The organism is Arthrobacter sp. zg-Y238, from assembly GCF_024385525.1.
GTDB classification, from domain to species: Bacteria; Actinomycetota; Actinomycetes; order Actinomycetales; family Micrococcaceae; genus Arthrobacter_B; species Arthrobacter_B jinronghuae.
This window is the reverse complement of record NZ_JANFLU010000011.1, coordinates 316556-341421: the sequence shown is the minus strand read 5'-3', so window position 1 is coordinate 341421 and position 24866 is coordinate 316556. Positions and strand designations below refer to the sequence as shown.

At 65.3% G+C, this 24866-nt stretch carries 22 protein-coding genes; 8 read left to right on the top strand and 14 right to left on the bottom strand.

From position 1 onward, the window contains the following. Positions 1-63: 63 nt before the first annotated feature. Complete coding sequence (locus NNX38_RS13320) at positions 64-1362, bottom strand: Nramp family divalent metal transporter (protein WP_255798443.1); 1299 nt, start codon at positions 1360-1362, stop codon at positions 64-66. A 280-nt stretch (positions 1363-1642) separates the two neighbouring features. Continuing rightward, entirely contained in the window at positions 1643-1846 is a 204-nt protein-coding gene (locus NNX38_RS13315) for a cold-shock protein (protein WP_146362590.1), read from the bottom strand. A 206-nt stretch (positions 1847-2052) separates the two neighbouring features. On the opposite strand from NNX38_RS13315, the gene glsA reads away from it, so the two are divergent. Beyond that, positions 2053-3867, top strand: a complete 1815-nt coding sequence (gene glsA, locus NNX38_RS13310) for a glutaminase A (RefSeq protein WP_255798442.1) — start codon at positions 2053-2055, stop codon at positions 3865-3867. 1235 nt (positions 3868-5102) lie between these two features. On the opposite strand, the gene NNX38_RS13305 is transcribed toward glsA, so the two are convergent. The 5 genes from NNX38_RS13305 to NNX38_RS13285 form a co-directional block, all read right to left on the bottom strand. Further along, positions 5103-5306, bottom strand: coding sequence for a cold-shock protein (locus tag NNX38_RS13305; protein ID WP_146362594.1), 204 nt, complete (start codon positions 5304-5306; stop codon positions 5103-5105). A gap of 202 nt (positions 5307-5508) precedes the next feature. Then, on the bottom strand, positions 5509-6276 hold the full coding sequence (locus NNX38_RS13300) for a VWA domain-containing protein (RefSeq protein WP_255798441.1): 768 nt from the start codon (positions 6274-6276) through the stop codon (positions 5509-5511). Positions 6277-6347: 71 nt separating this feature from the next. Then, positions 6348-6893, bottom strand: coding sequence for a DUF421 domain-containing protein (locus NNX38_RS13295; RefSeq protein ID WP_255798440.1), 546 nt, complete (start codon positions 6891-6893; stop codon positions 6348-6350). A gap of 99 nt (positions 6894-6992) precedes the next feature. Then, positions 6993-7463 carry a thioesterase family protein gene (locus NNX38_RS13290; protein ID WP_255798439.1) on the bottom strand — a complete coding sequence of 157 codons (471 nt, stop codon included), beginning with the start codon at positions 7461-7463 and terminating at the stop codon, positions 6993-6995. A gap of 48 nt (positions 7464-7511) precedes the next feature. Next, complete coding sequence (locus NNX38_RS13285; protein ID WP_255798438.1) at positions 7512-8501, bottom strand: LLM class flavin-dependent oxidoreductase; 990 nt, start codon at positions 8499-8501, stop codon at positions 7512-7514. Between the two features lie 198 nt (positions 8502-8699). On the opposite strand from NNX38_RS13285, the gene NNX38_RS13280 reads away from it, so the two are divergent. Further along, entirely contained in the window at positions 8700-9434 is a 735-nt protein-coding gene (locus NNX38_RS13280) for a DUF72 domain-containing protein (RefSeq protein ID WP_255798437.1), read from the top strand. Here NNX38_RS13280 and NNX38_RS13275 read toward each other — a convergent pair. Both NNX38_RS13275 and NNX38_RS13270 read right to left on the bottom strand, forming a co-directional pair. Then, positions 9431-10393, bottom strand: coding sequence for an L-lactate dehydrogenase (locus NNX38_RS13275; protein ID WP_255798436.1), 963 nt, complete (start codon positions 10391-10393; stop codon positions 9431-9433). The two genes, NNX38_RS13280 and NNX38_RS13275, sit on opposite strands and share 4 nt — an antisense overlap. 111 nt (positions 10394-10504) lie before the next feature. After that, entirely contained in the window at positions 10505-12268 is a 1764-nt protein-coding gene (locus NNX38_RS13270; RefSeq protein WP_304661733.1) for a gamma-glutamyltransferase family protein, read from the bottom strand. A 180-nt stretch (positions 12269-12448) separates the two neighbouring features. On the opposite strand from NNX38_RS13270, the gene NNX38_RS13265 reads away from it, so the two are divergent. The 3 genes from NNX38_RS13265 (at position 12449) to NNX38_RS13255 (ending at position 15974) form a co-directional block, all read left to right on the top strand. Further along, positions 12449-13156, top strand: a complete 708-nt coding sequence (locus tag NNX38_RS13265) for a YoaK family protein (RefSeq protein ID WP_255798434.1) — start codon at positions 12449-12451, stop codon at positions 13154-13156. A 164-nt stretch (positions 13157-13320) separates the two neighbouring features. Then, positions 13321-15060: an L-lactate permease gene (locus NNX38_RS13260; protein ID WP_255798433.1), complete on the top strand. Its 1740-nt coding sequence runs from the start codon at positions 13321-13323 to the stop codon at positions 15058-15060. Between the two features lie 53 nt (positions 15061-15113). Then, complete coding sequence (locus NNX38_RS13255; RefSeq protein ID WP_255798432.1) at positions 15114-15974, top strand: methylenetetrahydrofolate reductase; 861 nt, start codon at positions 15114-15116, stop codon at positions 15972-15974. Between the two features lie 2 nt (positions 15975-15976). Here the strand turns inward: NNX38_RS13255 and NNX38_RS13250 are convergent, their stop codons facing one another. After that, the gene (locus tag NNX38_RS13250; protein WP_255798431.1) at positions 15977-16960 is read right to left on the bottom strand and encodes an ABC transporter substrate-binding protein; all 984 of its coding nucleotides are present in this window, start codon (positions 16958-16960) and stop codon (positions 15977-15979) included. Positions 16961-17265: 305 nt separating this feature from the next. Here NNX38_RS13250 and NNX38_RS13245 point away from each other — a divergent pair, with 305 nt between their 5' ends. Both NNX38_RS13245 and NNX38_RS13240 read left to right on the top strand, forming a co-directional pair. Next, on the top strand, positions 17266-18672 hold the full coding sequence (locus tag NNX38_RS13245) for an aminomethyl transferase family protein (protein WP_255798430.1): 1407 nt from the start codon (positions 17266-17268) through the stop codon (positions 18670-18672). 203 nt (positions 18673-18875) lie between these two features. Then, positions 18876-19985: an alpha/beta hydrolase gene (locus NNX38_RS13240; RefSeq protein ID WP_255798429.1), complete on the top strand. Its 1110-nt coding sequence runs from the start codon at positions 18876-18878 to the stop codon at positions 19983-19985. Positions 19986-19997: 12 nt separating this feature from the next. Here the strand turns inward: NNX38_RS13240 and NNX38_RS13235 are convergent, their stop codons facing one another. From NNX38_RS13235 to NNX38_RS13225, 3 genes are read right to left on the bottom strand one after another with little or no spacing between them, the layout of a single operon-like run. Next, on the bottom strand, positions 19998-20618 hold the full coding sequence (locus NNX38_RS13235; protein ID WP_255798428.1) for a lactate utilization protein C: 621 nt from the start codon (positions 20616-20618) through the stop codon (positions 19998-20000). Then, positions 20615-22114 (bottom strand): LutB/LldF family L-lactate oxidation iron-sulfur protein, encoded by a 1500-nt coding sequence (locus NNX38_RS13230; RefSeq protein ID WP_255798427.1) that lies wholly within the window; start codon positions 22112-22114, stop codon positions 20615-20617. The genes NNX38_RS13235 and NNX38_RS13230 overlap by 4 nt, the downstream gene beginning before the upstream one ends. Next, on the bottom strand, positions 22111-22935 hold the full coding sequence (locus NNX38_RS13225) for a (Fe-S)-binding protein (protein ID WP_255798426.1): 825 nt from the start codon (positions 22933-22935) through the stop codon (positions 22111-22113). Before NNX38_RS13225 ends, NNX38_RS13230 begins: the two co-directional genes overlap by 4 nt. Positions 22936-23077: 142 nt before the next feature. On the opposite strand from NNX38_RS13225, the gene NNX38_RS13220 reads away from it, so the two are divergent. Further along, complete coding sequence (locus tag NNX38_RS13220; RefSeq protein ID WP_255798425.1) at positions 23078-23440, top strand: hypothetical protein; 363 nt, start codon at positions 23078-23080, stop codon at positions 23438-23440. Between the two features lie 5 nt (positions 23441-23445). Here NNX38_RS13220 and NNX38_RS13215 read toward each other — a convergent pair whose 3' ends face one another. Then, entirely contained in the window at positions 23446-24825 is a 1380-nt protein-coding gene (locus NNX38_RS13215) for an MFS transporter (RefSeq protein WP_255798424.1), read from the bottom strand. Positions 24826-24866 lie beyond the last annotated feature (41 nt).

Sequence of the window (24866 nt, the reverse complement as noted above, 5' to 3'; positions counted from 1 at the left end):
AGCCCGCCGCCGAAGGCCGGCGGCGGGCTGGTCTGCGGGAGCTTCCCGGGTGTTTCAGTGCCGCTACAGCACCTTGGCGATGTTGTCCCACAGCTGCTGGATGCCCAGCGCAATGAACAGCAATGCGGTGAAACCGAGGGCAAGGTTGGTATGGAGTTTGTTGGCCCATTGCTTGGGGATGCGGCGGCCGTTGAGCAGGCCGAGCAGGGTCACCGCAAGGAAGGGCATGAACAACGAACCCAGCACACCGTAGACCAGGATCAGGCCAATGGGTTGTCCGAGCTGGAACAGGATCATCGGCGGGAAGGTCAGCCACAGGACGTAGAAGCGGAAGTACTTTCCGCCGATACGGGTGTCGGGGCGGCCGGATTCCTTGCCGCGGATGTTCCCCCAGAAGTCGGCGAACATCAGCGAGACGCCGTTCCACACCCCGATGATCGAGGAGAAGGACGCGGCCCAGAACCCGATCAGGAATCCGGTGCCGACCACGTCTCCGTATTCCACCTTCAGCACGTCATACAGGTCCAGCAGGCCGGCGTCGCCGCTGGAAAGGGACACTCCTGCGGAGCGGACCACTTCGGCGCCGACAATGAGCATTGCCACCACGAAAATGCCCGTCATCACGTAAGCCATCGAATTGTCGATGCGCATGACCCGCATCCACTTGGGGGTGTACCAGCCCTTTTCCCGCAGCCAATACCCGTAGGCGGCGAGGGTGATGGTTCCACCCACACCTCCGGCCAGCGCCAGTGTGTAGAAGACGCCGCCCTCGGGAATCATCGGCACCAGCCCGGCGAACATTGCCGGAATGTTCGGCACGGCAATCACTGCCAGCCCCACCACCGTAATGAACATCAGCCCGACCAGCACGGCGGTGATTTTCTCGAAGGTGGCGTATCTGCCGAACCAGACCATCACGAAACCGGCGAGCCCCATCAGGACCGCCCACGCCGTCAACGGGAGCACCGGGAAAACGGCGGCCAGCGGCAAGGCCGCGGAAGACATGGCCGTGGCTCCGTAAATGAAGCCCCAGATCATGATGTACGGGCCGAAGTACCAGGTGGTCCATTTACCCAGGGACCGCCAACCCTCGAAGATGGTCAGGCCGGTCGCAAGGGTGAAGCGGCCGGCGCCCTCCACCAGGATGATTTTCAGGATGACGCCAAGGATCACTGCCCAGAGCAGCGCATACCCGTAGCGGGACCCGGCAACGAGGGTGGCCACCATGTCGGCTGCGCCGACGCCGGTTGCCGCCACGACCAGCCCGGGACCGACGACCTTCCATTTGGCGGGGGCACCGCCGTCGTCGTCCACCGCGTCGGAGTGATTTAAGGGCCTCTTGGGAGGGGTGTCAGCAGACATGCTTAGTTCCTAACCGTGGGGTGCGTGTGGCCGGAGCTTAGCGTGTGCTGCACATCACTTCCGGCCAGGTAATCTTCGCATCCAGGCAGGCGCAAGCGGAATTCCGCGAGTCATCATGAGTTAGATTGCTCACCCGTGCCGATGCACCCATTACAACGCCCGGGTGACTCCGGGCGGCCGCACCGGAAAAGAATCCGGCGGGCAAAACAAAAGCAGGACGGGAATAAATCCCGTCCTGCTCCTGATTCCAGCCGGCCCGTGAAACGGACCTAATGTCTATTTAGACAGCCTGGATGTTAACCGCCTGCGGACCCTTGGGGCCCTGCTCGGTGTCGAAAGTGACCTTCTGGTTCTCTTCGAGAGACCGGTAGCCACTGGAGTTGATAGCGGAGTAGTGGGCGAAAACATCGGCGCTGCCGTCATCGGGCTCGATGAATCCGAAGCCCTTTTCAGCGTTGAACCATTTCACGGTACCTGTTGCCATTTTTAATCATCCTTCTGAACGAAACCTGCCCCGACCTTCGGGGAGTTTCACGCTGCCGTGCCTTCCATGCAAAATACAGAAAAAGCGGCTGGCCCTAGATCTGGGTTTCGCCGCTTGAACGTACAAATTGCACAACACTGCAACAACAAAAGTATACCGCGCACCTCGTGGAGAGTCACCCCTCCGCAAGCCCCTAGGCTTGAAGTATGGACTCCCCGATCGAGAACTACCTGCGCAGGATCCACGCCGAGATAGCCGGTTTGAAAGACGGCACCCCGTACCGCGGCATACCGGCCATGGCCAATGTCGACCCGGATTGCTTCGGGATAGCTCTGGCCACCGCTGACGGCTTTGTCTATGAGGTTGGGGATACGCGCGAAGAGTTCAGTATCCAGTCCATCTCCAAGCCCTTCACCTACGCCCTGGCCCTCGCCGATCTGGGCATGGAAGCGGTGGACGAAAAGGTGGACGTGGAACCGTCCGGAGACTCCTTCAACGAAATCTCCCTGGCCGAAGGTACCGGCCGCCCGGCCAACGCCATGATCAATGCCGGTGCCCTGACCGCCACCTCCCTGGTTAAGGGATCCGGCGGCAGGTCCCGGTTCAAGCGCATACTGGATACCTACTCGGCCTTCGCCGGCCGTGACCTCGACGTGAGCCAGCGGATTTACGCGTCCGAGCTGAGGTCCGGCCACCGCAACACTGCGCTGGCCTATCTGCTGCGTTCCTTCGGGATCATCGAGTCCGACCCCGCCCCGATCATCAAGGACTACTTCCGGCAGTGCTCGGTCATGGTCAACACCCGGGACCTCGCCCTGATGGCCGCTACCCTGGCTAACAGCGGCCGCCATCCCCTCTCCGGAGAAGAAGTCCTGGACCTGGCCTCGGTGGAACGCGTCCTTTCGGTGATGACCACCTGCGGCATGTACGACGACGCCGGATCCTGGATCAGCAGCGTGGGCATGCCCGCAAAGTCCGGGGTGGCCGGCGGCATCTTGGCCGTCCTGCCCGGCCAGGTGGGTTTGGCCGTCTACTCCCCTCCCCTGGACGCCCACGGCAACAGCGTGCGCGGGGTAGCGGTCAGCCAGCGGCTCTCCCATGACCTTGGCCTCCACTTTGTCCGGGCTGCACGGACCGGCCGATCCGCCATCCGGGCCATCTATGACATCACCTCCACCCCCTCCGGCATCCGGCGCACGGACGAGGCTGCGGAGATCCTGGCCGAGCACGGCCATCGGGTACAGGTCATCGAGCTTAACGGCGACCTGCTTTTCGCCGGCGCCGAGTCCATGGTGCGGGCCCTCACCGAACTGCCTGACGACGTCGAACTCGTGGTTGCCGATCTGCGCAGCGTGGACGAAGTGTCCGACGTCGCGATCCGGCTGATTGCCGAGGCGGAAGACATGCTCCGCCGTGCCGGCCGTGAACTGGCCCTGGTGGACATCGAGGGTTCGGTCACGGCAGCCCTGCAGGAACTGGGCCGGAAAACCGAATCCTTCGCGATGCGTTCCGCGGCCATCGAGTGGTGCGAGAACAGGCTGCTGGAAGGCTACGGCACCGAGCTTGTCCTGCCGGACAGCATCGACCCCGCCGATTCCCCCGCCTTCAGCCCGCTGGACCCCGAAGAGGCGCAGCTGCTGCAGAAGATGATGGAAGACCGGACGTACGACGACGGCGACGTGGTCCGCCGCGTGGGTCAACGCTTCGGGGGTGTCTTCTTCATCGTCTCCGGGCACATCACCACGTCCATGCCCGGTCCGGACGGCAGCAGGGTCAAACTCGCCACACTGGGTCCGGGCATGACCTTCGGAGAAATGGCGATGGGCGAGGACAAACGCCAGGAAACCACCGTCAAGGCGGCGGGACCGGTGAAGGTCAAGGTGCTGACTGCTGACTCGATCGACGAGCTGGCTGAAAGGGATCCGGTGCTGAGCATGAACCTGTGGAAGGCCCTGACCCAGGATGCGTACAGCCGGGTGGAACAGTACCTGCGCGAGGCAGCGGTCCGGATTCACGACTGAGGGAGCTGCTCCGGCACCCGGTCCCGCTCCGGCGCCCCGCTCCGGCGCCTCCCGCTCCGGCGCCCGGAACGGCGGCAACGAAATTCCTTGCTCGCAGAGCTCGCAAAGAATATTAAAGCCGCCTAACCCGGGCGCCTGCACGGGAAGGGGAGGGCTCGAACCCGGGAGCCTGCACGGGGTCGGGTGGCTCGAACCCGGGAGCCTGCACGGGGTCCCACGGTGCCGGATCCCTGCGCTTTGTCCGGATCCCTGCAGTTTGTGGCAATCCCTGCGCTGCGCAGTGCAGGGATCCGGACAAACTGCAGGGAAACGCTGCCGCCGGTTTAGCAGACATCGACAGACCACAGGCACGGCACGGGGCCCTGCACGGGAGCTGTGACCCCGCTCCTTCGAACCTAACCCGGGTGCCTGGACGGGGTCCCACGGTTCCGGATCCCTGCGCTTTGTCCGGATCCCTGCAGTTTGTGGCAATCCCTGCGCTGCGCAGTGCAGGGATCCGGACAAACTGCAGGGAAACGCTGCCGCCGGATTAGCAGACACCGGCAGACCACAGGCACGGCACCGGGCGCCTGCACGGGAGGGTGGCTCGAACCCGGGTGCCTGGACGGGGTCCCACGGTGCCGGATCCCTGCGCTTTGTCCGGATCCCTGCAGTTTGTGGCAATCCCTGCGCTGCGCAGTGCAGGGATCCGGACAAACTGCAGGGAAACGCTGCCGCCGGATTAGCAGACATCGGCAGACCACAGGCACGGCACCGGGCCCCTGCACGGGAGCTGTGACCCCGCTCCTTCGAACCCAGCCGGGCGCCTGCACGGGGTCCCACGGTTCCGGATCCCTGCGCTTTGTCCGGATCCCTGCAGTTTGTGGCAATCCCTGCGCTGCGCAGTGCAGGGATCCGGACAAACTGCAGGGAAACGCTGCCGCCGGATTAGCGGACATCGGAAGACCACAGGCACGGCACCGGGCCCCTGCACGGGAGCAGTGACCCCGCTCCTTCGAACCCCAGCCTGGCCCGGAGCCTGGCCCCCAGGCTTAGCGAGACCGGCGAGGACTCGGGGGACGGAGGGCACCATAGCCGGGCCTTAGTGGCGAGGAAGGCACCGGTCTTGCGGAACGGCCCGTCATAGACCGGTGGCCGAACAGAAGTTCCGGGTTAAACACAAGAGCAGGACGGGAGATCCCGTCCTGCTCTATGTAGTATCGGCGCTAAGCGGCCGTTACAAAGTCTCTAAGAAATTAGAGGGCCTGGATGTTCGAGGCCTGCGGGCCCTTGGGGCCCTGCTCGGTGTCGAAGCTAACCTTCTGGTTCTCGTCCAGCGACTTGTAGCCGTTGGAGTTGATCGCGGAGTAGTGAGCGAAGACGTCGGCGCTGCCGTCGTCGGGCTCAATGAAGCCGAAGCCCTTTTCGGAGTTGAACCATTTCACGGTACCTGTAGCCATTTTTTTAATTCCTTCTGCATTCGAAACACATCCCGACTTTCGGGCGGTTTCAGTCGCGGTGTTCCTTTACCGCTTCTACAGAAAAAGCAGCTAGACCAATTGGGTTTCGCCACTTGAAATACAAAATGCGCAACACAACAACTGCGTTTCAGCCTACACGAGGTTTGCCCGGACGCCTAATCCACTCCCCCGCACCCTCCGGTTACCTGATCAGGCCCTTGGTGCGGGCCTCCTCGATCCAGGCTGGATACTCGTCGAGCATGGCGTCGAACAGGGCCACGTCGGAAAGCTGGTCGGTGTCCCCCACCGCCTTGTAGTCGGCGTTGTCCATGAACCGTTCGTCGAGGTCATCGAGTTTCTGCAGGAAAGCCATTTCCTCGCGGCGGATGGACAGGAACTTCCAGAAGATCGGCGTAGTACTGACCTCGGTCAGCGCCTTGACGGCCGCCGGCTTGCTGTCGGGGGCACCGTCCGTAAGGAAGAGGGCGTAGACGGGCTGGTCGGCGGGCACCGTGCCCGCAGCCGGCTCCACCTTCTTCGGGCCGCCGAACAGCCCCTTCCGCGTAGGCGTCTTCGAAGCCGGCGGAAAGCCGAAGTGGTCACGGACGGCAAGGAAGGCCGCTGCGTAGTTGGTGGTACCCATCCGCCGCTTACCGATCAGGCGGGAGACACCGTCACTGAAATCGTCGAGGCTGATTTCACCCAGGTGCGCCGCACCGCTGTCGAAGACGAAGAAGTCGATGGCGCCGTCGTCGTCGAACTGGGTGGCCAGGGCCAGGACCTTCTCGGCCAGCCGCTGCATGGCTCCGGACTTGTACTGCGAGTGCATGGAGCCGGAAAAGTCCAGGACAAGCGCGACTTTGGCGGTCTGCCCGTTCAGGCCGGACATGTCCACGGCAGCTGAGGCGTTCTTCGCGAGGCTGAGGAGGGAAGGAGCCTTCTCGGCAACCTTGTCGAGTGAAAGGGGCATCATGGTCCTTTAGGTGAGTGTGGCGCCCGTCTCAGGGCAGGTACGCAGAAGCCTACCCGGACACGGAACACCTACTCCGGGAGCAACAGGTCACGCGGAATCCGGGATTGGTTAGGAACCCGGCTCAGCAGCAGCGGATCAATGCGCTCGCCCCGGCGAAGGATGCTGACCTCGCCCGTGGGCTCCAGAATCGCCACAGCCACTTCGGTCAGGTTCCGGATGCCGGACTGCCTCAGCTTGAAGAACAGCTCCTCTTCCAGGATGTGCGCCTTACGCAGTCCCTCCTGCACCACCTCGCTTCCGGCCATCAGGAGGATCGGCCGGCTGGTGAGGTAGGCTCCGTGCCGGCTCCGGCGAAGGTAGCCCTCCACCCGCAGCATCCCGAACATCGTCGCCAATCCGATGACGCCGGCCGCAAGGGTCGGCGTGTAGCCGAGGACCACCCGGCCAAGCACAGCGCCCAGGGCAATAACGATGGCGCGGTCCAGCGTGGACCAGCTAGCCAGTGCGCGCTGCCCAAAGCCGCGGACCAGCAGGGAGAAGGCTGCGTAAATGCCGAGGGCACTCAGCACAACCCAAAGAGCTTCGGACGGGGTGATGCCGAGGTTGTGCCACACGGCGCATCTCCTTGGTTACCGGGCTGGACCTGCCGGGACTACGGAAGATGTTAATAGCGGACGCGTGCCGATCACAGGGGTCGAGGGTCGGCGGGGCGCTCAGGCGAAGACGGAAGCCCCTGTATGCGCTGCTGCCATTTCCCGCTGGGCCGGCGTCAGGCGCTGCAGCATCCCGGTGGCTCCGTCGACAAAGGCCAGTGTGGTTTCCGCCCGGACGCAGGCCTGCCCGGTCACCGGGTCATGGATCACGTAGGAGAGTGTGAGGCTGGCGCCCTTGACCGCGCTGATCCAGACGTCGACGTCGGCCGGGACGTTCCGGTAGGTCAGTTCCGCCACGTACCGGACGCGGTGTTCCACCACAAGGGACTGGGTGCCGGGCGGTACATCGCTGAACAGCGGCACTGCAGGCTGTTGCCCCGGCCCTCCCGTTCCGCCGGGAGGGCCGAAGGCATGCACCCGTGCTTCCTCGAGCATCCGGACGATCTCAACATTGTTGATATGCCCGTAGGCATCCATGTCCCCCCAGCGCATGCCGACGGAACAGTGGATAACGTGCGGGTTAGAACTCATCCTTCATATCTAGCACAGCAGCCGCAGGCGGCTGCTGATTAGGCATGGTTAGGCCCGGACCGGCAGTGCGGCGTCTGCAAGCAGCTGGAAGGACCGGAGCCGGGATTCCAGCGTGGCGGTCTGCGTGGCAACGATCAGTTCGTCGGCCTGCGCATGTCCGGTGAACCAGTCGAGGTAGTCCCGGACTTCCTCGGGGTTGCCGACGGCCGAGTAGCGGCCCATCTGCTTGACCTGCTGTCCGCCCGGCGACTGCAGGATGGCATCCGCCTCTTCATCAGTGAAGGTACGGTCCCGGCCGAAGAGCTGGGTCACCCGGCGGCGCTGCGAATCGGCAAACATCTGCTGGGCCTCTTCGGTGGTCTCGGCGGCCACAACGTTCACGCCGGCAATCACGTACGGCTCGGCCAGCTGGGCCGAGGGCTTGAAGTCGCGGCGGTAGATGGTTACTGCGTCCTGCAGTGCCTGCGGGGCGAAATGCGAGGCAAACGAGTAGGGCAGGCCAAGGGCGGCGGCCAGCTTGGCGCCGAAGAGGGAGGAGCCCAGGATGTACAGCGGCACGTTGGTGCCGGCCCCCGGCGTCGCGTTGATGCCCGGGATCAGCGTATTGCCGCTCAGGTAACCCTGCAGTTCCTGGACGTCCTGCGGGAAGCTGTCCGAGGACATGTGGTCCCGGCGGAGCGCGTGCAGCGTCTTCTGGTCCGTGCCGGGAGCCCGACCGAGGCCGAGATCAATCCGGCCCGGGAAAAGCGTTTCCAAAGTGCCGAACTGCTCCGCAATGGTCAGCGGCGCGTGGTTGGGCAGCATGACTCCGCCGGCTCCGAGCCGGATGCTCTGGGTGTGCGCGGCAATGTAGCCGATCAGCACGCTGGTGGCGGAGGAAGCGATGGTAGGCATGTTGTGGTGCTCTGCGTACCAGATGCGGGTGTAACCCAGCTTCTCCGCTTCCTGGGCCAACGCCAGCGAAGACGCAAACGAATCACGTGCGGTCTCGCCCTCATCGATGATGGCGAGATCGAGAATAGAGAGCGGAACAGTCATAGGGGGACTTGCCTTTCAGTTGCTTGCGCGCGGGGCCTGTTTGGCCGGGCACGTAGGATGCAACCGCAGCGGCGGCCGGGTTATTTCATCTGCGGGCACTCCTGCGGCGACGGCTCCGTCACTCCGGTCCGCGCTGCCGGGCCGGGCAGCGGGCGCAATGTCGGCAGGCGGGTCCCGGAAGCGGCTAGTTTGGATGGTGTGAGCATCCATATCGGAACATCGGGCTGGGCCTACAACCACTGGCGCAACGTGCTGTACCCCAAGGGCGTGCCCGCCCGGGTGTGGCTGGAAAAGTATGCAAGTGAGTTCGACACCGTTGAGCTGAACGGCAGCTTTTACCGCTGGCCTCGCGAGGAGGCGTTCGCTGCCTACCGGGACCGGCTGCCGGAAGGGTACGTCTTTTCCGTCAAGGCGCCCCGCGGACTGACCCACGCCCGGAAGCTGCGGGATCCGGATGAATGGATCGGCCGGATAGAGCGTTGCTTCGCCGAGCTTGGCGACCGCAGCGGAGTGTTCCTGCTTCAGCTCTCCCCGGACATGGCGCGGGACGACGACCGTCTGGATTACGTCCTCTCAAAGCTGCCCGGGACTATCCGTGTGGCGGTGGAGTTCCGGCACGACAGCTGGAACGACGAAGAGGTCTTCCGGCTGTTGGAGCGCCACGGCGCTGCCTACACCGTCATGAGCGGCGCGCATTTGCCGTGCATCCTGCGCGCCACCGCCCCGTTTGTGTACGTCCGGTTGCACGGACCGAACCCTGAGCAGCTCTACGTCGATTCCTACTCCGAGGAAGACCTGCAGTGGTGGGCGGCCCGGATGCGCGAATGGGATGCCATGGGCAAGGACGTGTACGCATACTTCAACAACGACGGCGAGGGGCACGCAGTCCGGAACGCCTGGCGGCTGCGGGAACTGATCGGGCAGGCCCGCTAGATCCCCAGTGACGTCAGGGTGCCCTGCAGGGTCTCGGCCGAAGCCATGAGCTTCCCAGTCTCGGCCTCGTCCAGCGGCATTTCGAGCATCTTGTAGACCCCGTTGTGGCCAACAATGGACGGGAGGGACAGTGCAACACCGCTGATTCCGTACTCGCCGTTCAGCGTGGCAGCAACGGGCAGGACGGCATTTTCGGCATTCAGCACCGCCTCGATGATCCGAACTCCGGCCAGTCCGATCGCGTAGTTCGTTGCTCCCTTGCCCTCGATCACCTTGTAGGCGGCGTTGACGACGTCGTCCGTGGCGGCGGCAAGGAACTCATCAGTGAAAACCTGCCGGCCGCTGATTTCCCATTCCCGGATGGGCACGGGGCCGATGGTGGCGTTGGACCAGACAGGGAACTCGCTGTCGCCGTGTTCACCGATGATGGTGGCGTGCACGCTGGTCATCAGTACGTGCGCTTCGCGGGCCAGCAGCAGCCGCAGCCGCGAGGTGTCCAGGACCGTTCCAGAGGAAAACATCCGGTTGCGCGGCAGGCCGGCGATTTTCTGTGCGGCAACGGCGAGGACGTCGGCCGGGTTGGTCACCATGATGTAGACGGCGTCCGGTGCCTGTTCCATCAGCTGCGGCATCAGCTTCTCCAGGATCCGCACATTTGCGCCGGCCAGGTCCAGCCGGCTCTGGCCCGGCTGCTGGCGTGCTCCGGCGGTGATGGCTATGACGTCGGCCCCGGCCAGGTCCTCGATATTGCCTCCCCCGGTGACCGTGTTGGCGCCGGTGAACTGGGTGCCGTGGGCCAGGTCCAGACCTTCGGCCTCGGCCCGGACGGCGTCGATGTCGTAGATCGCAATCTGGCGGGCCGTATCCCGGATGATCGCCGCGTACGCCATTGAAGTGCCGACACTTCCGGCTCCCACAATTCCAAGTTTTGTGACGGGTCGGGTGGTGATATTGGCCATCTTGAAGCCTCGCTCACAGTAGGAAGGAACCCCTCTTGAACTATAGGCTCGGGGCTCACCCAACGGAACGGCCGAAACTCCCCTCCCCCCTGAGGAAGGGGTAAGCCGGCCTCACCGCCCGGCCGCATACCCCTGCGCTCCCCGGGGGTTTGCAGCCGCCTGCAGGAGGCCCGAATCCGGCTCCCGGACCACCGAGGACAACCGTCCCAATGCCCAGTCCCCAGCCCGGGTCACCACATGCCCCCGGGATTCCAGCTCGGCAATCACGTCCTCCCCCAGGCGGTCTTCAACTACCGCACCGCCCGGTGTCCAGGTCCGCGGCCAGAAAGAACCGGGAATGGACGTGGTGTGCAGGGCGGGAGCGTCAATCGCCTGCTGCGGGGTGTAGCCGCCCACGATGGTGCGCAGCAGGTACAGCAGCTGCCATTGGTCCTGCTGGTCCCCGCCGGGCGAGCCCAGGGCAACCACCGGCCTGCCGTCCTTGAGTACCAGTGTGGGGGTCAGCGTGGTGCGCGGCCGCTTCCCCGGGGCCAGGGTGGACGGTGCGCCCTCTTCAAGCCAGGTCATCTGCAGCCGGGAGCCCAGGCAGAATCCCAGTTCCGGGATGGTCGGCGAGGACTGCAGCCAGCCTCCCGACGGGGTGGCGGAGACCATGTTGCCCCACCGGTCCACGACGTCGATGTGGCAGGTGTCCCCGCGGGTCTCGCCGGTGGGCAGCACGGTGGGCTCGCCGACGCCGGCGAAGCCACCCGCACCGCCGGCTCCGGCCAGGGCCGGCGGCAGGTACTCCGTGCGCAGCGGCGGCACGAAGGGCGTGTGTCCCGGCACCGTTCCGGGGCGGAATTCAGCCGAGGCCGTGTCGGTGATCAGGGCGCGGCGGCTGGCCGCGTACTCCTCGCTGAGCAGGTAGTCCAGGGGCACCTGCGCGTCTCCGTAGTAGGCCTCGCGGTCCGCGATGGCCAGCTTCTGGGCTTCCAGGATGGTGTGTGCGCCCAGCGCCGTGGACGGGTCCAGCCGGTCGTCGTCGAAGCCCGCGAGGATGGCCAGGGTCTGCAGCAGCGCCGGCCCCTGCCCCCAGGCTCCGGTCTTGGCGATGGTGTAACCCCGGAAGTCGAACGTGACAGCAGGTTCAAACCCCGCTTCGAACGCCGCGAAGTCCGCCGCGGTGATGACGCCGGCGTGGTCGGTTCCCGAGGAGTGGCGGTGCGGTGCGGCCGCGAAATCCGCCGCTGCCTGAGCCACGAAACCTTCCCGCCATTCACGCCGGGCGGCGTCGATACGTTCTTCCCGGCTTCCGGCGCCGGCGCCGGAGCCGGCGTCGACCAGCCGGTCCAGCACACTGGCGTAGGCCTCGTTGCGGATGATCTCGCCCTCGCGCGGAACGCGCCCCTGGGGCATCCACTGGGCCGCCGAGGTGGGCCAGTGGTCGGAGAACAGCTCCGCCACCGATTCGATGGTGGCTCCGACCCGGGCGAGGACGGGATGACCGTTGCGGGCGTAGTCCACGGCGAACGCCAGGACGTCTGTGAGTTCCCAGCTGCCGTGCTCCCGCAGCAGCAACAGCCACGCGTCGACGGCGGCAGGAACGGCTGCGGCGAGGGCACCAGCGCCGGGCACCAGTTCCAGGCCTTCGGCGAGGTAGTGCTCCCGGGTGGCTGCGGCGGGCGCCGGGCCCTGGCCCATCAGCACCACGGGTTCTTCAGGGTTCTCCGCCGTCGCGAAAACACCGGTCATGTCCCCGCCCGGACCGTTCAGATGCGGTTCCACAACGTGCAGCACAAAGCCGCCGGCAACCGCTGCGTCGAAGGCGTTCCCGCCTCGCTCCAGGACGGCTTGGGCTGACGCCGTGGCCAACCAGTGCGTAGACGCACTCATGCCGAAGGTGCCCTGCAGGGTGGGCCGGGTGGTGAAGGAAGCCGGGGCGGTATAGGTCACGGGGCAGCTTTCGGGAGACGACAGAGTTAGGGGAATCCTTGCATCCCGCGATTTTGAATACAATCGGACCTTCCGCCACGCGTTCGTATACGGACCGCTGCCTAAGGAGACATTCCGCCAGTGAAACGACTCAACGCCGTACCGACCGAACGGGTGCATCTATGGCTGATGCTGGCCCTGACTTTCTCCACCGGGGTAGTGGACGCTGTCGGTTATCTGGGCCTCGACCGGGTCTTCACCGGAAATATGACAGGCAACGTGGTGCTGCTGGGCATGGCCTTTGCCGGTGGTGCCGACCTGCCGATCCTGCGTCCGATCCTGGCGCTTCTCTTCTTTATGCTGGGCGCCGCCCTTGCCGGCCGAATGCTGCGCAAGGGCCCGGAGGGCTGGTCCGGGCGGACCACGCTGTCACTGATGGTGGTGGCCGGTGTCATCTCCGCATTGGCCGTCCTCACGGCGGTGGTGGATGTACAGAGCAATTCCCACTTAGGCAGCATCACGACGTCGGCCCTCGCCATATCGATGGGCATCCAGGCCGCGACCGCCAAGCGGTTGAAGGTCGCTGAGATTACAACAGTGGTAGTGACCTCAACCATTACGGGGCTTGCCTCGGACTCGCGTCTGGCCGGCGGGGACAGCAAGCACTGGGTCCGCCGGGCCCTCGCGATTTCACTGATTATGCTTGGAGCCGTAGCCGGCGCGGCCGCCCTGAAGGTCGGGCTCTGGCTCGGATTGACTATCTCGGCCGTCATCTCGATTGCCGTGGCTGTGACCGGTTACGTCCGCCACCACCGCGAGCGCAGTGCTGCCGGCTCCGTATCTTCCTGACGGGTAACGGGCCTGCCAAGGCGGGCCGGGGGTTACCAACAGGGAACGCCGCCGTACGCTTGAATGAACGCTTGTTCCAGTGCTTCCACGGTTCAGCCGGAGTTCCGGCCTCATCGGGAAGCTCCATCCGTTGAAGTCGGTTCCGCACCGGCGCGGAGGTCTTTATGGACAGCTTCACTCCCAGCACCAACCCCGTCCTCGGCAGCGTGGCCTTGTCCGCGCTCGTAGCGCTGCTGCCGTTGCTCACCTTTTTCTTCCTGCTGGCCTTCGCCAAAACCCGGGCCTACGTGGCCGGGGCCTGGGCGCTCCTCGTAGCCCTCGCCGTCGGCATCTTCGGTTTCGGCATGCCGGTAGGTCTTGCCCTGCTCTCATCCACGCAGGGCGCCGCCTTCGGGTTGTTCCCGGTGGTCTGGATCATTGTGATGGCCGTATGGCTGTACCAGGTGACCGTACTCAGCGGCCGGTTCGAGGACCTGCGAAGGGTCTTTGATGCAATCGGCGGCGGGGACCTGAGGGTGCAGGCCATCCTGGTGGCCTTCTGCTTCGGCGGCCTGCTGGAGGCGCTGGCCGGATTCGGCGCACCGGTCGCCATTACGGTGACCATGCTGCTGGCCCTGGGCATCGCCCCGATCCGCGCGGCAACCGCGGTGCTGGTAGCCAACACCGCCCCGGTGGCGTTCGGCGCCCTGGCCATCCCCATTACCACCGCTGCCAATCTCACCGGCTACACGGGAGATGAAATCGGTGCCGTGGTGGGCCGGCAGACACCGGTGCTGGCCCTGTTTGTACCGCTGATCCTGCTGTTCATCCTGGACGGACGCCGAGGCCTGCGGGACTGCTGGCCCATAGCCCTGTTCACCGGCGTCGTTTTCTCCATTTTCCAGTTCCTGTGCTCAAACTATTTCTCCTACGAACTCACCGACATTGTGGCCTCCCTCGTGGCGTTGCTGGCCGCCGTGGGGTTCCTGCGCTTCTGGCATCCGCGCAACGGCGGCGAGGCCGGCCAGCGGATGAAAGCGGAACTGGCCGAAGCGCGGGCGGACGGCTGGACGCCGGCGGGCACCGGCGCGGCGTCGGACGTCCAGACCGCGGCGGATGACACCGCTGCGGACCGCCTGACCCCGGGACGCGCGTGGATGGCGTTGTTCCCCTATGTGGCGGTCATTGTCATTTTCGGTTTTGTGAACCTGTGGACGCTCGGCATCGACGTGCCCGAAGCACTGGCGAAGACCAACATCGAGATCCCCTGGCCTGTGCTGCACGAAGCCCTGCTGGACAGCAACGGCCAGACCCAGTCCTCCACCGTCTACAACTTCGACTGGCTGATCAGCCCCGGTACCTTGCTGCTGATCACCGGCCTGATTGTTGCCCTGGTCTACTCCCGCTTCAATGAAAACGGCCGGTATCCGTTGAGCATGGGAGCGGCGGTGCGGGAAATCTGGACGACGGCGGTGCGGATGCGTTCCGCAGCGCTGACCATCCTTGGGGTGCTGGCCCTGGCATACGTGATGAACTTTTCCGGGCAGACGGTATCGATCGGGACGTGGCTCGCGGCGACCGGCGGCTTCTTTGCCTTCCTCTCCCCCGTGCTCGGCTGGATCGGCACGGCGGTGACCGGTTCGGATACCTCCGCGAACGCGCTCTTTGCCAAGCTCCAGCAGACAGCCGGAATTGAGGCAGGCCTGGATCCGCAGCTGATGGTTGCCGCCAACACCGGCGGCGGTGTCATGGGCAAGCTCATCAGCCCGCAGAACCTTGCCATCGGGGCTGCCGCGGTGAACATGAGCGGCCAGGAATCGGTGCTGCTGCGCAAGGTGGTCGGCTGGAGCGTGCTTCTGCTGCTCGCCCTGTGCATTCTGGTGTACCTGCAGTCCACCCCGGTCCTTGATTGGATGCTGCCGTAAGCCATGGAGCGGAACCGTGGACACCGGTTTCCGCGGTCGCTAGGGTAACGCGCATGACTCCGGACCCCGTTGAAACGCCTTCCGCCCCCGCCCGGCTACTCACTGGTTTCTCGCTCGAGATGACCGGCAAGGACATCGGTGCGCTCCAGGAGGCGCAGCCTTCCATCCCCCCGGGGACACGGGTCAACGTCACGTTCCTGGGGAATGAGGACCTGCCGATGCGCGTCGCTGCTGCTGCGGCCGTCCGCGCCGGCGGATTCGTTCCCGTTCCGCATATTTCCGCGCGGCGGCTGGAATCCCGGGAAGACCTCGGCAAGTTCCTGGTGGCGCTCGAGGAAGCCGACGCAACGCGTGAGCTTTTTGTGGTCGGCGGAGACCCGGTATCCCCGCTGGGCCCCTTTCCGGACGCGCTGTCCATAATCCGGAGCGGACTGCTTCCCGGGCACGGGGTTCGGGCCGTGAGCATCAGCGGCTATCCCGAGGGACATCCGGACATTGATACCGGCACCCTCTGGACGGCCTTGGAAGACAAGATCCAGGCGCTGGACCAGAGCGGTCTGGAAGCTTCGATCACCACGCAGTTCGGCTTCGACGTGGCACCTGTCCTTATCTGGCTTGAGGAACTCCGCAGCCGCGGCGTGAGTGCACCCGTCCGGATCGGCGTCCCCGGCCCCGCCGGGGTGAAGCGCCTCCTCGGTTACGCCCGCCGGTTCGGCGTTGCCTCCTCGGCAGGAATCGCCCATAAGTATGGGTTTTCCCTGACCAATCTGCTGGGCACAGCAGGTCCGGACCGGTTCATCCAGGACCTGGCCCAGGCTCTTTCACCCACAACCCACGGCGATGTCCGGCTGCATTTCTACACCTTCGGCGGGATCAAGACCACGGCGGATTGGGTACACGCGTACCGCAGCTGAACTCACCCGGACCGTGGCAGGAGCTCTTCCAGATCAGGCTCTTCCTCGATCAGGCCGCGGTCGAGCGAGATGCGCATAACCTCCTCCAGCGAATCCTGGTTGATCTCGCCGTAGTACCTGGGCAGGGTCAGCTCCTCGATGACGTCTGGTTCCAGCGAGGTGTAGCTCGGCAGGACCGCACGTACCTCGTCAGGGTTCTGATCGGCATATTCAAGCGACGCCGTCATCGCACGGACAAATTTCTCCGTAGTCTCCGGGTTCTCCTGCGCGTACTGGTCCGAAGTGAAATAAACAGCCACGGTGAGGTCCTTGATGGGCTCCGCGTAGTTCGAGAACACCGGAACGGCGCCCTGCGCCTCGGTGATGGTCACAAAGGGTTCCACTGCGGCAATGGCGTCCACGTTGCCGCCGTCGAGCTGGGCCGGCATATCGGGAAACTGCATCTCGACAAACTCGATGCTCTCGTAGTCGCCGCCGGCCTGCTTCACCGCTTCGGAAATGGTGGAGTCTGAAATGTTGTTGAGCGTATTCACGCCCACCCTCTTGCCGGCCAGGTCCTCGATCTCCTCGATTCCGCTGCCGGGAAGCGTCATCACCGACGCGAAGTCCGCATCGACGTCGCCGGTGGTGCTGGCGCCCGGGGCCACCATTCGGATGGGCAGGCCCTTGGACTTGCCCACAATCATGGAGGTTACGTTGGAGAAGCCGAACGCCATCTGCCCGGATGTGACTGCCGGGACAATTGCCGCCCCGCCCTGTGCAAGCGTCAAGGTCAGTTCCAGGCCTTCGTCCTCGAAGAAGCCCTGCTCCACCCCCAGGTAAATGGGAGCCACATCCACAATGGGAATCACCCCCACTTCTATGGGCACCAGGTCCGCACTGGCTTCGGTTTCGGTTTCGTTTTCGGACGACGGCGATCCGCCGCCGCATCCCGTAACGCCCAATAAGGCCGCCGCCAGGACCACAGCAACACCGGTTTTCCTCATCGTGCCCTCCAGTTTTCATTAGCCGGAGGCAAGCCAGGTCCCGGCCGCCCTGTCGGTAGCTGCACCCTAACCGCGTTTAGCCTCCCCGGCCAGCGAGGTATCCGGCGGCCCGGGGAACCCCTTCGCCCGGGGGCTCCGCTAACCGGCTCTCGACAGCACTCGAAGATGGCCCTAGGGTCGGGGTCAATCCGTGCTGCTTCTCCGCGGGCGGGCCAGGGACAGCAAACGGAATCCCCTGGTCCGCCGCGAAAGATGCGGATTCCGGAGATAAGCGTTTCCCTATCCCAGCGAAGAAGAGGTTCAACGTGGCACCTAAGAATCTGCAGGACGTCCTCGACTCGAGCTCAAATGTTGTGGATCGACTCCGCAACTCCCAGATCGGGGCGTACATCTATCCCGTGGTGGCACCGGAGTTCAGCAACTGGCGCAGCGAACAGCGGGCCTGGCGCGAGACGGCGGTGCTGTTTGACCAGTCCCACCACATGGACAACTTGTTCATCAAAGGTCCTGACGCCCTGAAGCTGATCTCTGACACAGCGGTCAACAGTGTTGCGAATTTCCCGGTCAACAAGGCGAAACAGTACGTTCCCACCGGCCCGTCAGGCCACGTGATCGGTGACGGCATCCTCTTCCACGAGGACGAGGACGAATACATCTACGTGGGACGGGCACCCGCGGCCAACTGGCTGCTCTTCAACGCCGAAACCGGCGGCTATGATCTCGACGTCCAGATCGACCGGCGCTCTCCCTCACGGCCGATGGGCCGTCCGGTATCCCGCCGCTACTGGCGGTTCCAGATCCAGGGCCCGAACGCCTGGCAGATTATCGAGAAGCTAAACGGCTCCTCGGTGGAGCAGCTGAAATTCTTCAACATGGACCACATGTCGATTGCCGGCGAACGGGTCCGAACGCTTCGCCACGGGATGGCCGGAGCTCCGGGGCTGGAGATCTGGGGCGACTACGGGTCCTATGAGAAAGTGCGGGACACCATCCTGGACGTCGGCGCGGAGTACGGAATGGCCGCCGTCGGCGCCCGCGCCTATCCGTCCAATACGCTCGAGTCCGGCTGGATCCCTTCTCCGCTGCCGGCCATTTACACGGGTGAGGAGCTGCGTCCGTATCGGGAGTGGCTGGGAGCGGACAGCTACGAAGCGTCCAACGCCATTGCAGGCAGCTTTGTCAGCCCGAACATCGAGGACTACTACCTGACCCCGTGGGAACTGGGCTACGGATCCTTCGTGAAGTTCGACCACGACTTCATTGGCCGGGAGGCCCTGGAACAGATGGACCCGTCGGCACAGCGTCGCAAAGTGACGCTGGATTGGAACGCCGAAGACCTGGGGAAGATCCTGGCCTCGCCCTTGGGCACGGAGGAACCCTACAAGCACTTTGACCTTCCCCTGGCCAACTACGGATCCTCCAACTACGACTCCGTCATCGATGCGGACGGGAACGTCGTGGGCCTCTCCATGTTCACCGGGTATTCGGCGAACGAGCGCCGCGGCCTCTCGCTGGCAACGGTCGATCCGGCGGTGCCCCTGGGCGCCGAACTCCGGGTGGTGTGGGGTGAGCCCGACGGCGGCAGCGCCAAAACAACGGTGGAACCGCACCGGCAGCTTGATGTGCGTGCAACCGTGAGCCCGGTGCCGTTCTCCGAAACGGTCCGCAAGGAGTACAAGGGCGGCTGGCGGACGGGTAACAGCCCGGCCTGACCGGGGCCGCACCGGACGCTGCAGGTGCCGGGGACCTTCCCGCTGCAGCGTCCGGGCGCGCTGACCGGCATCCGGATAGTGCGTCCCCGCAGTGCCGTCCACCACCACCTGCCATGAGATTCCTCGCAGCTGCCCGCCCGGAGCCGCTCAACGGCGCGGGACCGGCCGAAAGAGGCCTGTTTCCGGGGATTTAGCTTAAGGGAATGAAGCTCTCCTCGCTTACTTCGGCGGGGATCCTGGCCGGCGCTGCCGCCGTTGCCGGGATCAGCGCCGCTGCCGTACTGCAGCGGGATCCCCGGCCGGCTGCGCTGCTCATTCGCGGCGTGTTCGCCGGTGCAGGCAGGGTTCCGGTGAAAAAGGTCCTTCCCCATATCCCCCGGTTCACGGTGACCCGACACCGGGACCTGCGTTATCTGGGGTCCGCCGGCAAACCCTCCCTTGACCTGTTCCTTCCTGACGATCCGGCCCGGAAACCGCTCCCGGTGGTGATGTGGGTCCACGGCGGGGCATGGATTTCCGGCACCAAGGAAGATGTGGCGCCGTACCTCAGGATCCTCGCCGGATACGGGTACGCGGTACTGGGGGTCGGGTACTCGATCTCGCCCGAAGCTGTCTATCCGACCGCCGTGAAAGAGCTGAACGCCGCGTTGGGCTTCATCCGCGAGCGCGCGGACCGTTACGGGCTGGACCCCGACCGGATTGTGCTGGCCGGCGATTCCGCCGGCGCGCAATTGGCCGCACAGCTGGCCCTGGTCATCACCAACCCGGAGTACGCCCGGGACACAGGCGTTATTCCTGCGGCGGGCCCCGAACAGCTGTGCGGAATCGTGCTCAACTGCGGCGTCTTCGATCTGGAATCCGTGGCCCGCATGGCCGGGCCGGTGGGCTGGGGGCTTCGGAAAGCCCTGTGGGCCTACACCGGGTCCAGGAACTGGGCGGCCACACCTGCCGCAGACCACATGTGCATCCCGAAACACGTGGACTACCGTTTCCCGCCCACCTACATTTCCGGTGGAAACGGTGACAACCTGACCCGGGAGCAGTCGATACCCCTGGCAGACCGGCTCCAGGACCTTGGGGTACCCGTCCGCCGCAGGTTCTGGCCCAAGGATTACAAACCGAAGCTGGGACACGAGTATCAGTTCCAGCTGCACCGCCCGGAGGCGATGGAATCGCTGCAGTCGACGGTTGCCTTCCTGGCGGATGTGACAGGCGTATCCGCCCTGCCCGGGCAGCCGCCGCAGAAGGTTATCTCCCTGGGCAAGGATCTCTCTGAGGACCTTTCCCGCAGGGAGGGGCTGCTCGCCGCCTAGCCGGGCTGCAGGTCAGGACCGGATGATCACGACGTCCAGCCTCCGCGGCCCGTGCACGCCTTCCACCCGCTGGAGCTCAATATCGCTGGTGGCGCTCGGGCCGCTGATCCAGGTCAACGGATGCGTGACATCCAGCCGCCGCACCGCCTCCGGCAGCACCCCGTAAATGTCGCCGGCCCGGACCAGACAGACGTGGTGGTCCGGGATCAGTGAACAGGCCCGCCGGCCCTGTCCCGGGCTGCCGTCCAGGATGATGGTTCCGGTTTCGGCCACCGCCGCCGCGCAGCCGGTGACCACCGCGTCAATGCCGTCCAGCTCCTCCACGCTCAGCGGCTCCTCCGGTGAATCCACCACGCGTCCCGGGGCCAGCGCCGTCCAGCGTTCATCGAGTCCTGCGGGAACCACGTAGGAAGTCTCCCCTTTCAGCAGTTCGGCCACCTTGGCGGGCACGGACGCCTCATCCACCACGCTGACGCCGGCCTTGTAATCCAGCAGCCTGTCTCGAAGCAGTTCGATGAGTTCTTCCTCGTTCATGCCGGAGCTGTGCCGGTACTTCCGTGGAATTTCCGGCGCTTCCGGGGCATCGTGGAGGGCGGACCGAAGCCGGTCCAGGATTTCCGTACGGGCGCTCATGCTTGTTCTTTCGACGCAGTGTCTTCGTGCTCTTTTGCCCACCAGTCCCGGAAGGACTGCGCAGGCGGAGCCGGAAGGTCGCGGCTCCGGGTCCACCCGGCGGCGATGCCGGGAAGCTTCTTGATTTTCCGATCCGGTCCGGCCGCCAGCTTTCCCAACGGCAGGGCCTTCTCCACCAGGGCCATCCGCCGCCCCGAGCCCATCATCCAGGACGCTGCCTTCATGGCCACATCCATCTGCCCCGGCACCTTCTTCGTCCCGCGGCGGCTCTGGACATCCTCGGAGCGCAGGTGCACCAGGATTTCCGGGATGTTGATCTTCACCGGACACGCGTCGTAACAGGCTCCGCAGAGTGAGGAGGCGTACGGCAGGGACGCGTTCTCTTCGGAAGTGATCCCGGTCAGCAGCGGCGAAAGGATCGCACCGATGGGGCCGGGATAGGTGGAGCCGTAGGCGTGCCCGCCGGTGCGCTCGTACACCGGGCAGACATTCATGCAGGCGCTGCAGCGGATGCAGTGCAGGGCCGAACGCCCTCGCTCGTCCGCGAGCGCCGCGCTGCGCCCGTTGTCCAGCAGCACCAGATGCACATTCTGCGGCCCGTCGCCTTCGGTGACTCCGGTCCAGAGCGAGGTGTAGGGGTTCATCCGCTCCCCCGTGGAGGAACGGGGCAGCAGCTGCATAAACACCTCCAGGTCCGTCCACGAGGGCAGCAGCTTCTCCACCCCCATCACGGTGATCAGGGTTTCCGGGAGGGTCAGGCACATCCGGCCGTTGCCTTCTGATTCGACGACGGCGAGCGTGCCCGTATCGGCCAGGGCAAAGTTTGCGCCGGAAATGGCCACCTTCGCGGAAAGGAACTTGCGGCGCAGGTGCAGCCGCGCCGCTTCGGCCAGCCGTGCCGGGGTGTCGGTGAGGTTCGGATCAACGTCCGGCATCTCGCGCAGGAAGATGTCCCGGATCTGGCTGCGGTTCTTGTGAATGGCCGGCACCAGGATGTGGCTGGGCTTGTCATGGTCCAGCTGGACAATCAGCTCCGCCAGATCGGTTTCGAACGCGGAAATGCCGTGCTCTTCAAGGTATTCGTTGAGTCCTATTTCCTGGGTGGCCATGGATTTGACCTTGACCACCTCGTCCGCGCCGGCGTCGCGGATCAGGTCCCGCACTATTTCGTTGGCTTCCGCTGCGTCCCGCGCCCAGTGGATGACGCCGCCGCGTGCGGTGAAGTTTTCCTCGAACTGCTCGAGCAGTTCGGGCAGCCGCGCCATAACAGCGGCCTTGGTGGCGCTGCCGGCTTCGCGCAGTTCCTCCCAGTCCGGCAGTTCGGCCACTACGCGCAGCCTCTTATCGCGGATGGTGTGCGTGGCGTGGCCGAGGTTGGCACGGAGCTGCTCGTTGTCCAGTTCCCGCCGCGCTGCGACCGGAAAGGGTTCAGCGGTGTGCAGATTGCCGCTGCCGAAAACCGGAACGGCCGGCATGCCCAGATAGGTGGAACTCATTGGCGTCCCTTTCCCGTGAGGCGAGCGGCGCTCCGGCTCCCGCCGCGCACGGCACCCGGCGGCGGTGCCGGGTGTTCGCGCGTGCTGGCGAGGATCTCCGCGAAGTGCAGGGTCGATATGCCGCTGCCTTCCCGGGAGAGGCCCCCGCCAATGTGCATCAGGCAGGAGGCGTCACCGCCGCTGCACAGCTGGGCGCCGGTGGCGGCGATGTTCGCGTTTTTGTCTGCCAGCATGGCCGAAGAGACGTCCGCGTTCTTGAGCGAGAATGTTCCGCCGAAGCCGCAGCACTGGTCCGCTTCGGGCAGCGGTTCCAGTTCCAGGCCTTCCACTGTGCGGAGCAGGTTCGCTTGCCGGTCCCCCAGCCGCAGCAGCCGCATGCCGTGGCAGCTGGGGTGGTAGGTGATCCGGTGCGGATACCAGGAGCCCAGCTGGGCCGCGGCGTCCGTCACCCCCAGGACATCGGTCAGCAGGGCGGAGAGTTCGTAGGTCCGTGCGCCGACGGCGGTAGCCCGGGTTTCGAGGTCCGAATCGCCCACGGATCGGGCCAGCATTGCATGCTGGTGTTTCACCGAGGCGACGCAGGAGCCCGACGGCGCCACGGCGACGTCGTACTCCTCTGCCTCAAACGCCTCTACGTGGTTGCGGACTACGGGCACCGCTTCCGGGAAATACCCGGAGTTGAGGTGCATCTGCCCGCAGCAGGCCTGGCCGGCCGGGAACACGACGTCGTGCCCCAGCCGTTCCAGGATGGAGACCGTGGCGCGGGCCGTGGAGGGATACATCGCGTCCACAATGCAGGTGGCGAACAAAGCAATCTTCATGGCTGCCTTTCAGCGGAAGTGCGGCGCTGCACTTCCTCGGGTGGAACCATCTTTCAATATAACTCCGCCGATTGATATGCCTGCTGCAGGTGATGTTCGTGATCGACCCTCGGGCAGTCGCCGCTGCGCTATTCTCTGTTGCATGACGAACATGGGGAATGCCAAAACAATCAGTCTCGAAATAACCTCCAAGCGGGCACGCGGCCGGGGCGAGCTGCTGATCTCCGCGCCCGTGGCTGCCTTGCCGCCCGCCGTCGAGCGGGCAGCCTACCGGCTCCCGACGATGACGCTCACCGGGGTGTGGCAGGAACGGGCCGAGCTCTCGGTCGGAATGACCTGGAAGTCCTTCGGATCCAGCATTGTGCTCACCTTTGAACCGGTCGACGCCGGCACAACGCGCGTGGTGGCCACGAGCACGCCGGCGGTTCCCACCACGTTGACGGACTGGGGTCAGGGCAAAGCGGATCTGGCCGCGGTCCTGAACGCCCTAGCCGCCGAACTTTAGGCACTCTAGGCCTGCGCGGGCCGCCGCGGTGCCAGCAGCCCCGAAAGGGCAAGCGCTGCGGCGGCCAGGCCTGCGGCGCTGGCAAAGGCTCCGATGAACGCACCCAGCGGTGCCACCGGCAGCATCAGGGCAAAAGCCACTGTGCCCAGGGCCAGCCACAGCGACTGGATGAGGTTGTCGTTGACCTGAAGGGAAGAACTGTTGGTGCCTTCCTCCCCCTCTGCGGAAAAGTCCAGCATCAGGACGGACAGGGTAGGGAATGCCATCCCGATGCCGGCGCCCGCAACTGCCCAGCCCAGCACGGGCAGCAGGATACTCATCTGCGGGTCCACGCTCCACGCCGTCGCACCGATGCCTACGGCCATGAGGAGCGCCCCCAAACGGACCCTCGCCACCTTGTTCGCCAGGACCGCCAGGTTGGCCGCGGCCAGCGATCCGGCAAACCAGGTGACGGCCGAGACGGTCAGCAGCAGTCCGGCCTGCGTTGGTGTGAACCCCCGGTGCACGGACAGTGCCAGGGGCAGATAGGCCTCCGCTCCGGCAAAGGCCGCTCCGATGAAACCACGCAGCAGGATGGTTGCCGGCAGGCCGCGGCCCAGGGTCCAGGTCCGCCGCGGCAGCAGCCGCGGGCCGGCCAGCAGCACCAGTGCCGCACAGGCTGCGGCCGGCAGCAGCGCCCATCCCGTGGCATCGCCTCCGGTCAGCCCGATGCCGAGCACTCCCCCGGCCGCCAGGACTGCCCATGCGGTGCGCACATAATTCGGACGCCAGGCTTTGCTCCCCGGCAGCTTCCGGAGCACCGGGGCAAGGCCCGCGTAGGCGGCCACGGCAAGCAGCGGCGCCGCTCCGAAAACCGACCGCCAGCCCAGCAGGTCATTCAGCCAGCCGGCAAGGGCCGGTCCCACCAGCGCGGGAAACACCCAGCCGCTGCTGAGCACTGTGAAGGCCTTGGCCCGCATGGACTGCGGGTAGGCGCGGGCAATGACGACGTACATTGCCACTCCCGCCAGCCCTGCGCCCAGTCCCTGCAGCGACCGGCCCAGGACCAGCATCACCATGGACGGTGCCAGGGCTGCGGCGAGAATGCCCACGGAGAACAGCACAACGCCGGTCCGCAGCGCCGGGGCCGGTCCCCGCGCGTCGGTCCAGCCGCCGGCCAGTGCAATGGTGACAACGGCGGTGGCCATCGGTGCACCGAAGGCCAGGCCGTAGAGGGACAGCCCGTCCAGCTCCCGCGCGACCACCGGCATCACCGTGCCCACGGCGAGGGCTTCGAAGGCGAACAGGAAGGCAAGGGTGAAAAGCCCTACCGTGGTCGGGAGGTAACGGCGGGACCAGAAACCGGCGCGGTCCGGCCCGGTATTGACCTTGTCTTCGGCCTGCAAAGTGATGCTCCTTGAGGATGTTGGCTCCGGATGTGCTGCTC

What these genes read in the sequence shown, in the direction of transcription:
- NNX38_RS13320 (WP_255798443.1), bottom strand. Translation starts at nt 1,362, where the DNA reads ATGTCTGCTGACACCCCTCCCAAGAGGCCCTTAAATCACTCCGACGCG.
- NNX38_RS13315 (WP_146362590.1), bottom strand. Translation starts at nt 1,846, where the DNA reads ATGGCAACAGGTACCGTGAAATGGTTCAACGCTGAAAAGGGCTTCGGA.
- glsA (WP_255798442.1), top strand. Translation starts at nt 2,053, where the DNA reads ATGGACTCCCCGATCGAGAACTACCTGCGCAGGATCCACGCCGAGATA.
- NNX38_RS13305 (WP_146362594.1), bottom strand. Translation starts at nt 5,306, where the DNA reads ATGGCTACAGGTACCGTGAAATGGTTCAACTCCGAAAAGGGCTTCGGC.
- NNX38_RS13300 (WP_255798441.1), bottom strand. Translation starts at nt 6,276, where the DNA reads ATGCCCCTTTCACTCGACAAGGTTGCCGAGAAGGCTCCTTCCCTCCTC.
- NNX38_RS13290 (WP_255798439.1), bottom strand. Translation starts at nt 7,463, where the DNA reads ATGAGTTCTAACCCGCACGTTATCCACTGTTCCGTCGGCATGCGCTGG.
- NNX38_RS13285 (WP_255798438.1), bottom strand. Translation starts at nt 8,501, where the DNA reads ATGACTGTTCCGCTCTCTATTCTCGATCTCGCCATCATCGATGAGGGC.
- NNX38_RS13275 (WP_255798436.1), bottom strand. Translation starts at nt 10,393, where the DNA reads ATGGCCAATATCACCACCCGACCCGTCACAAAACTTGGAATTGTGGGA.
- NNX38_RS13270 (WP_304661733.1), bottom strand. Translation starts at nt 12,268, where the DNA reads ATGAGTGCGTCTACGCACTGGTTGGCCACGGCGTCAGCCCAAGCCGTC.
- NNX38_RS13260 (WP_255798433.1), top strand. Translation starts at nt 13,321, where the DNA reads ATGGACAGCTTCACTCCCAGCACCAACCCCGTCCTCGGCAGCGTGGCC.
- NNX38_RS13255 (WP_255798432.1), top strand. Translation starts at nt 15,114, where the DNA reads ATGACTCCGGACCCCGTTGAAACGCCTTCCGCCCCCGCCCGGCTACTC.
- NNX38_RS13250 (WP_255798431.1), bottom strand. Translation starts at nt 16,960, where the DNA reads ATGAGGAAAACCGGTGTTGCTGTGGTCCTGGCGGCGGCCTTATTGGGC.
- NNX38_RS13240 (WP_255798429.1), top strand. Translation starts at nt 18,876, where the DNA reads ATGAAGCTCTCCTCGCTTACTTCGGCGGGGATCCTGGCCGGCGCTGCC.
- NNX38_RS13235 (WP_255798428.1), bottom strand. Translation starts at nt 20,618, where the DNA reads ATGAGCGCCCGTACGGAAATCCTGGACCGGCTTCGGTCCGCCCTCCAC.
- NNX38_RS13230 (WP_255798427.1), bottom strand. Translation starts at nt 22,114, where the DNA reads ATGAGTTCCACCTATCTGGGCATGCCGGCCGTTCCGGTTTTCGGCAGC.
- NNX38_RS13225 (WP_255798426.1), bottom strand. Translation starts at nt 22,935, where the DNA reads ATGAAGATTGCTTTGTTCGCCACCTGCATTGTGGACGCGATGTATCCC.
- NNX38_RS13220 (WP_255798425.1), top strand. Translation starts at nt 23,078, where the DNA reads ATGACGAACATGGGGAATGCCAAAACAATCAGTCTCGAAATAACCTCC.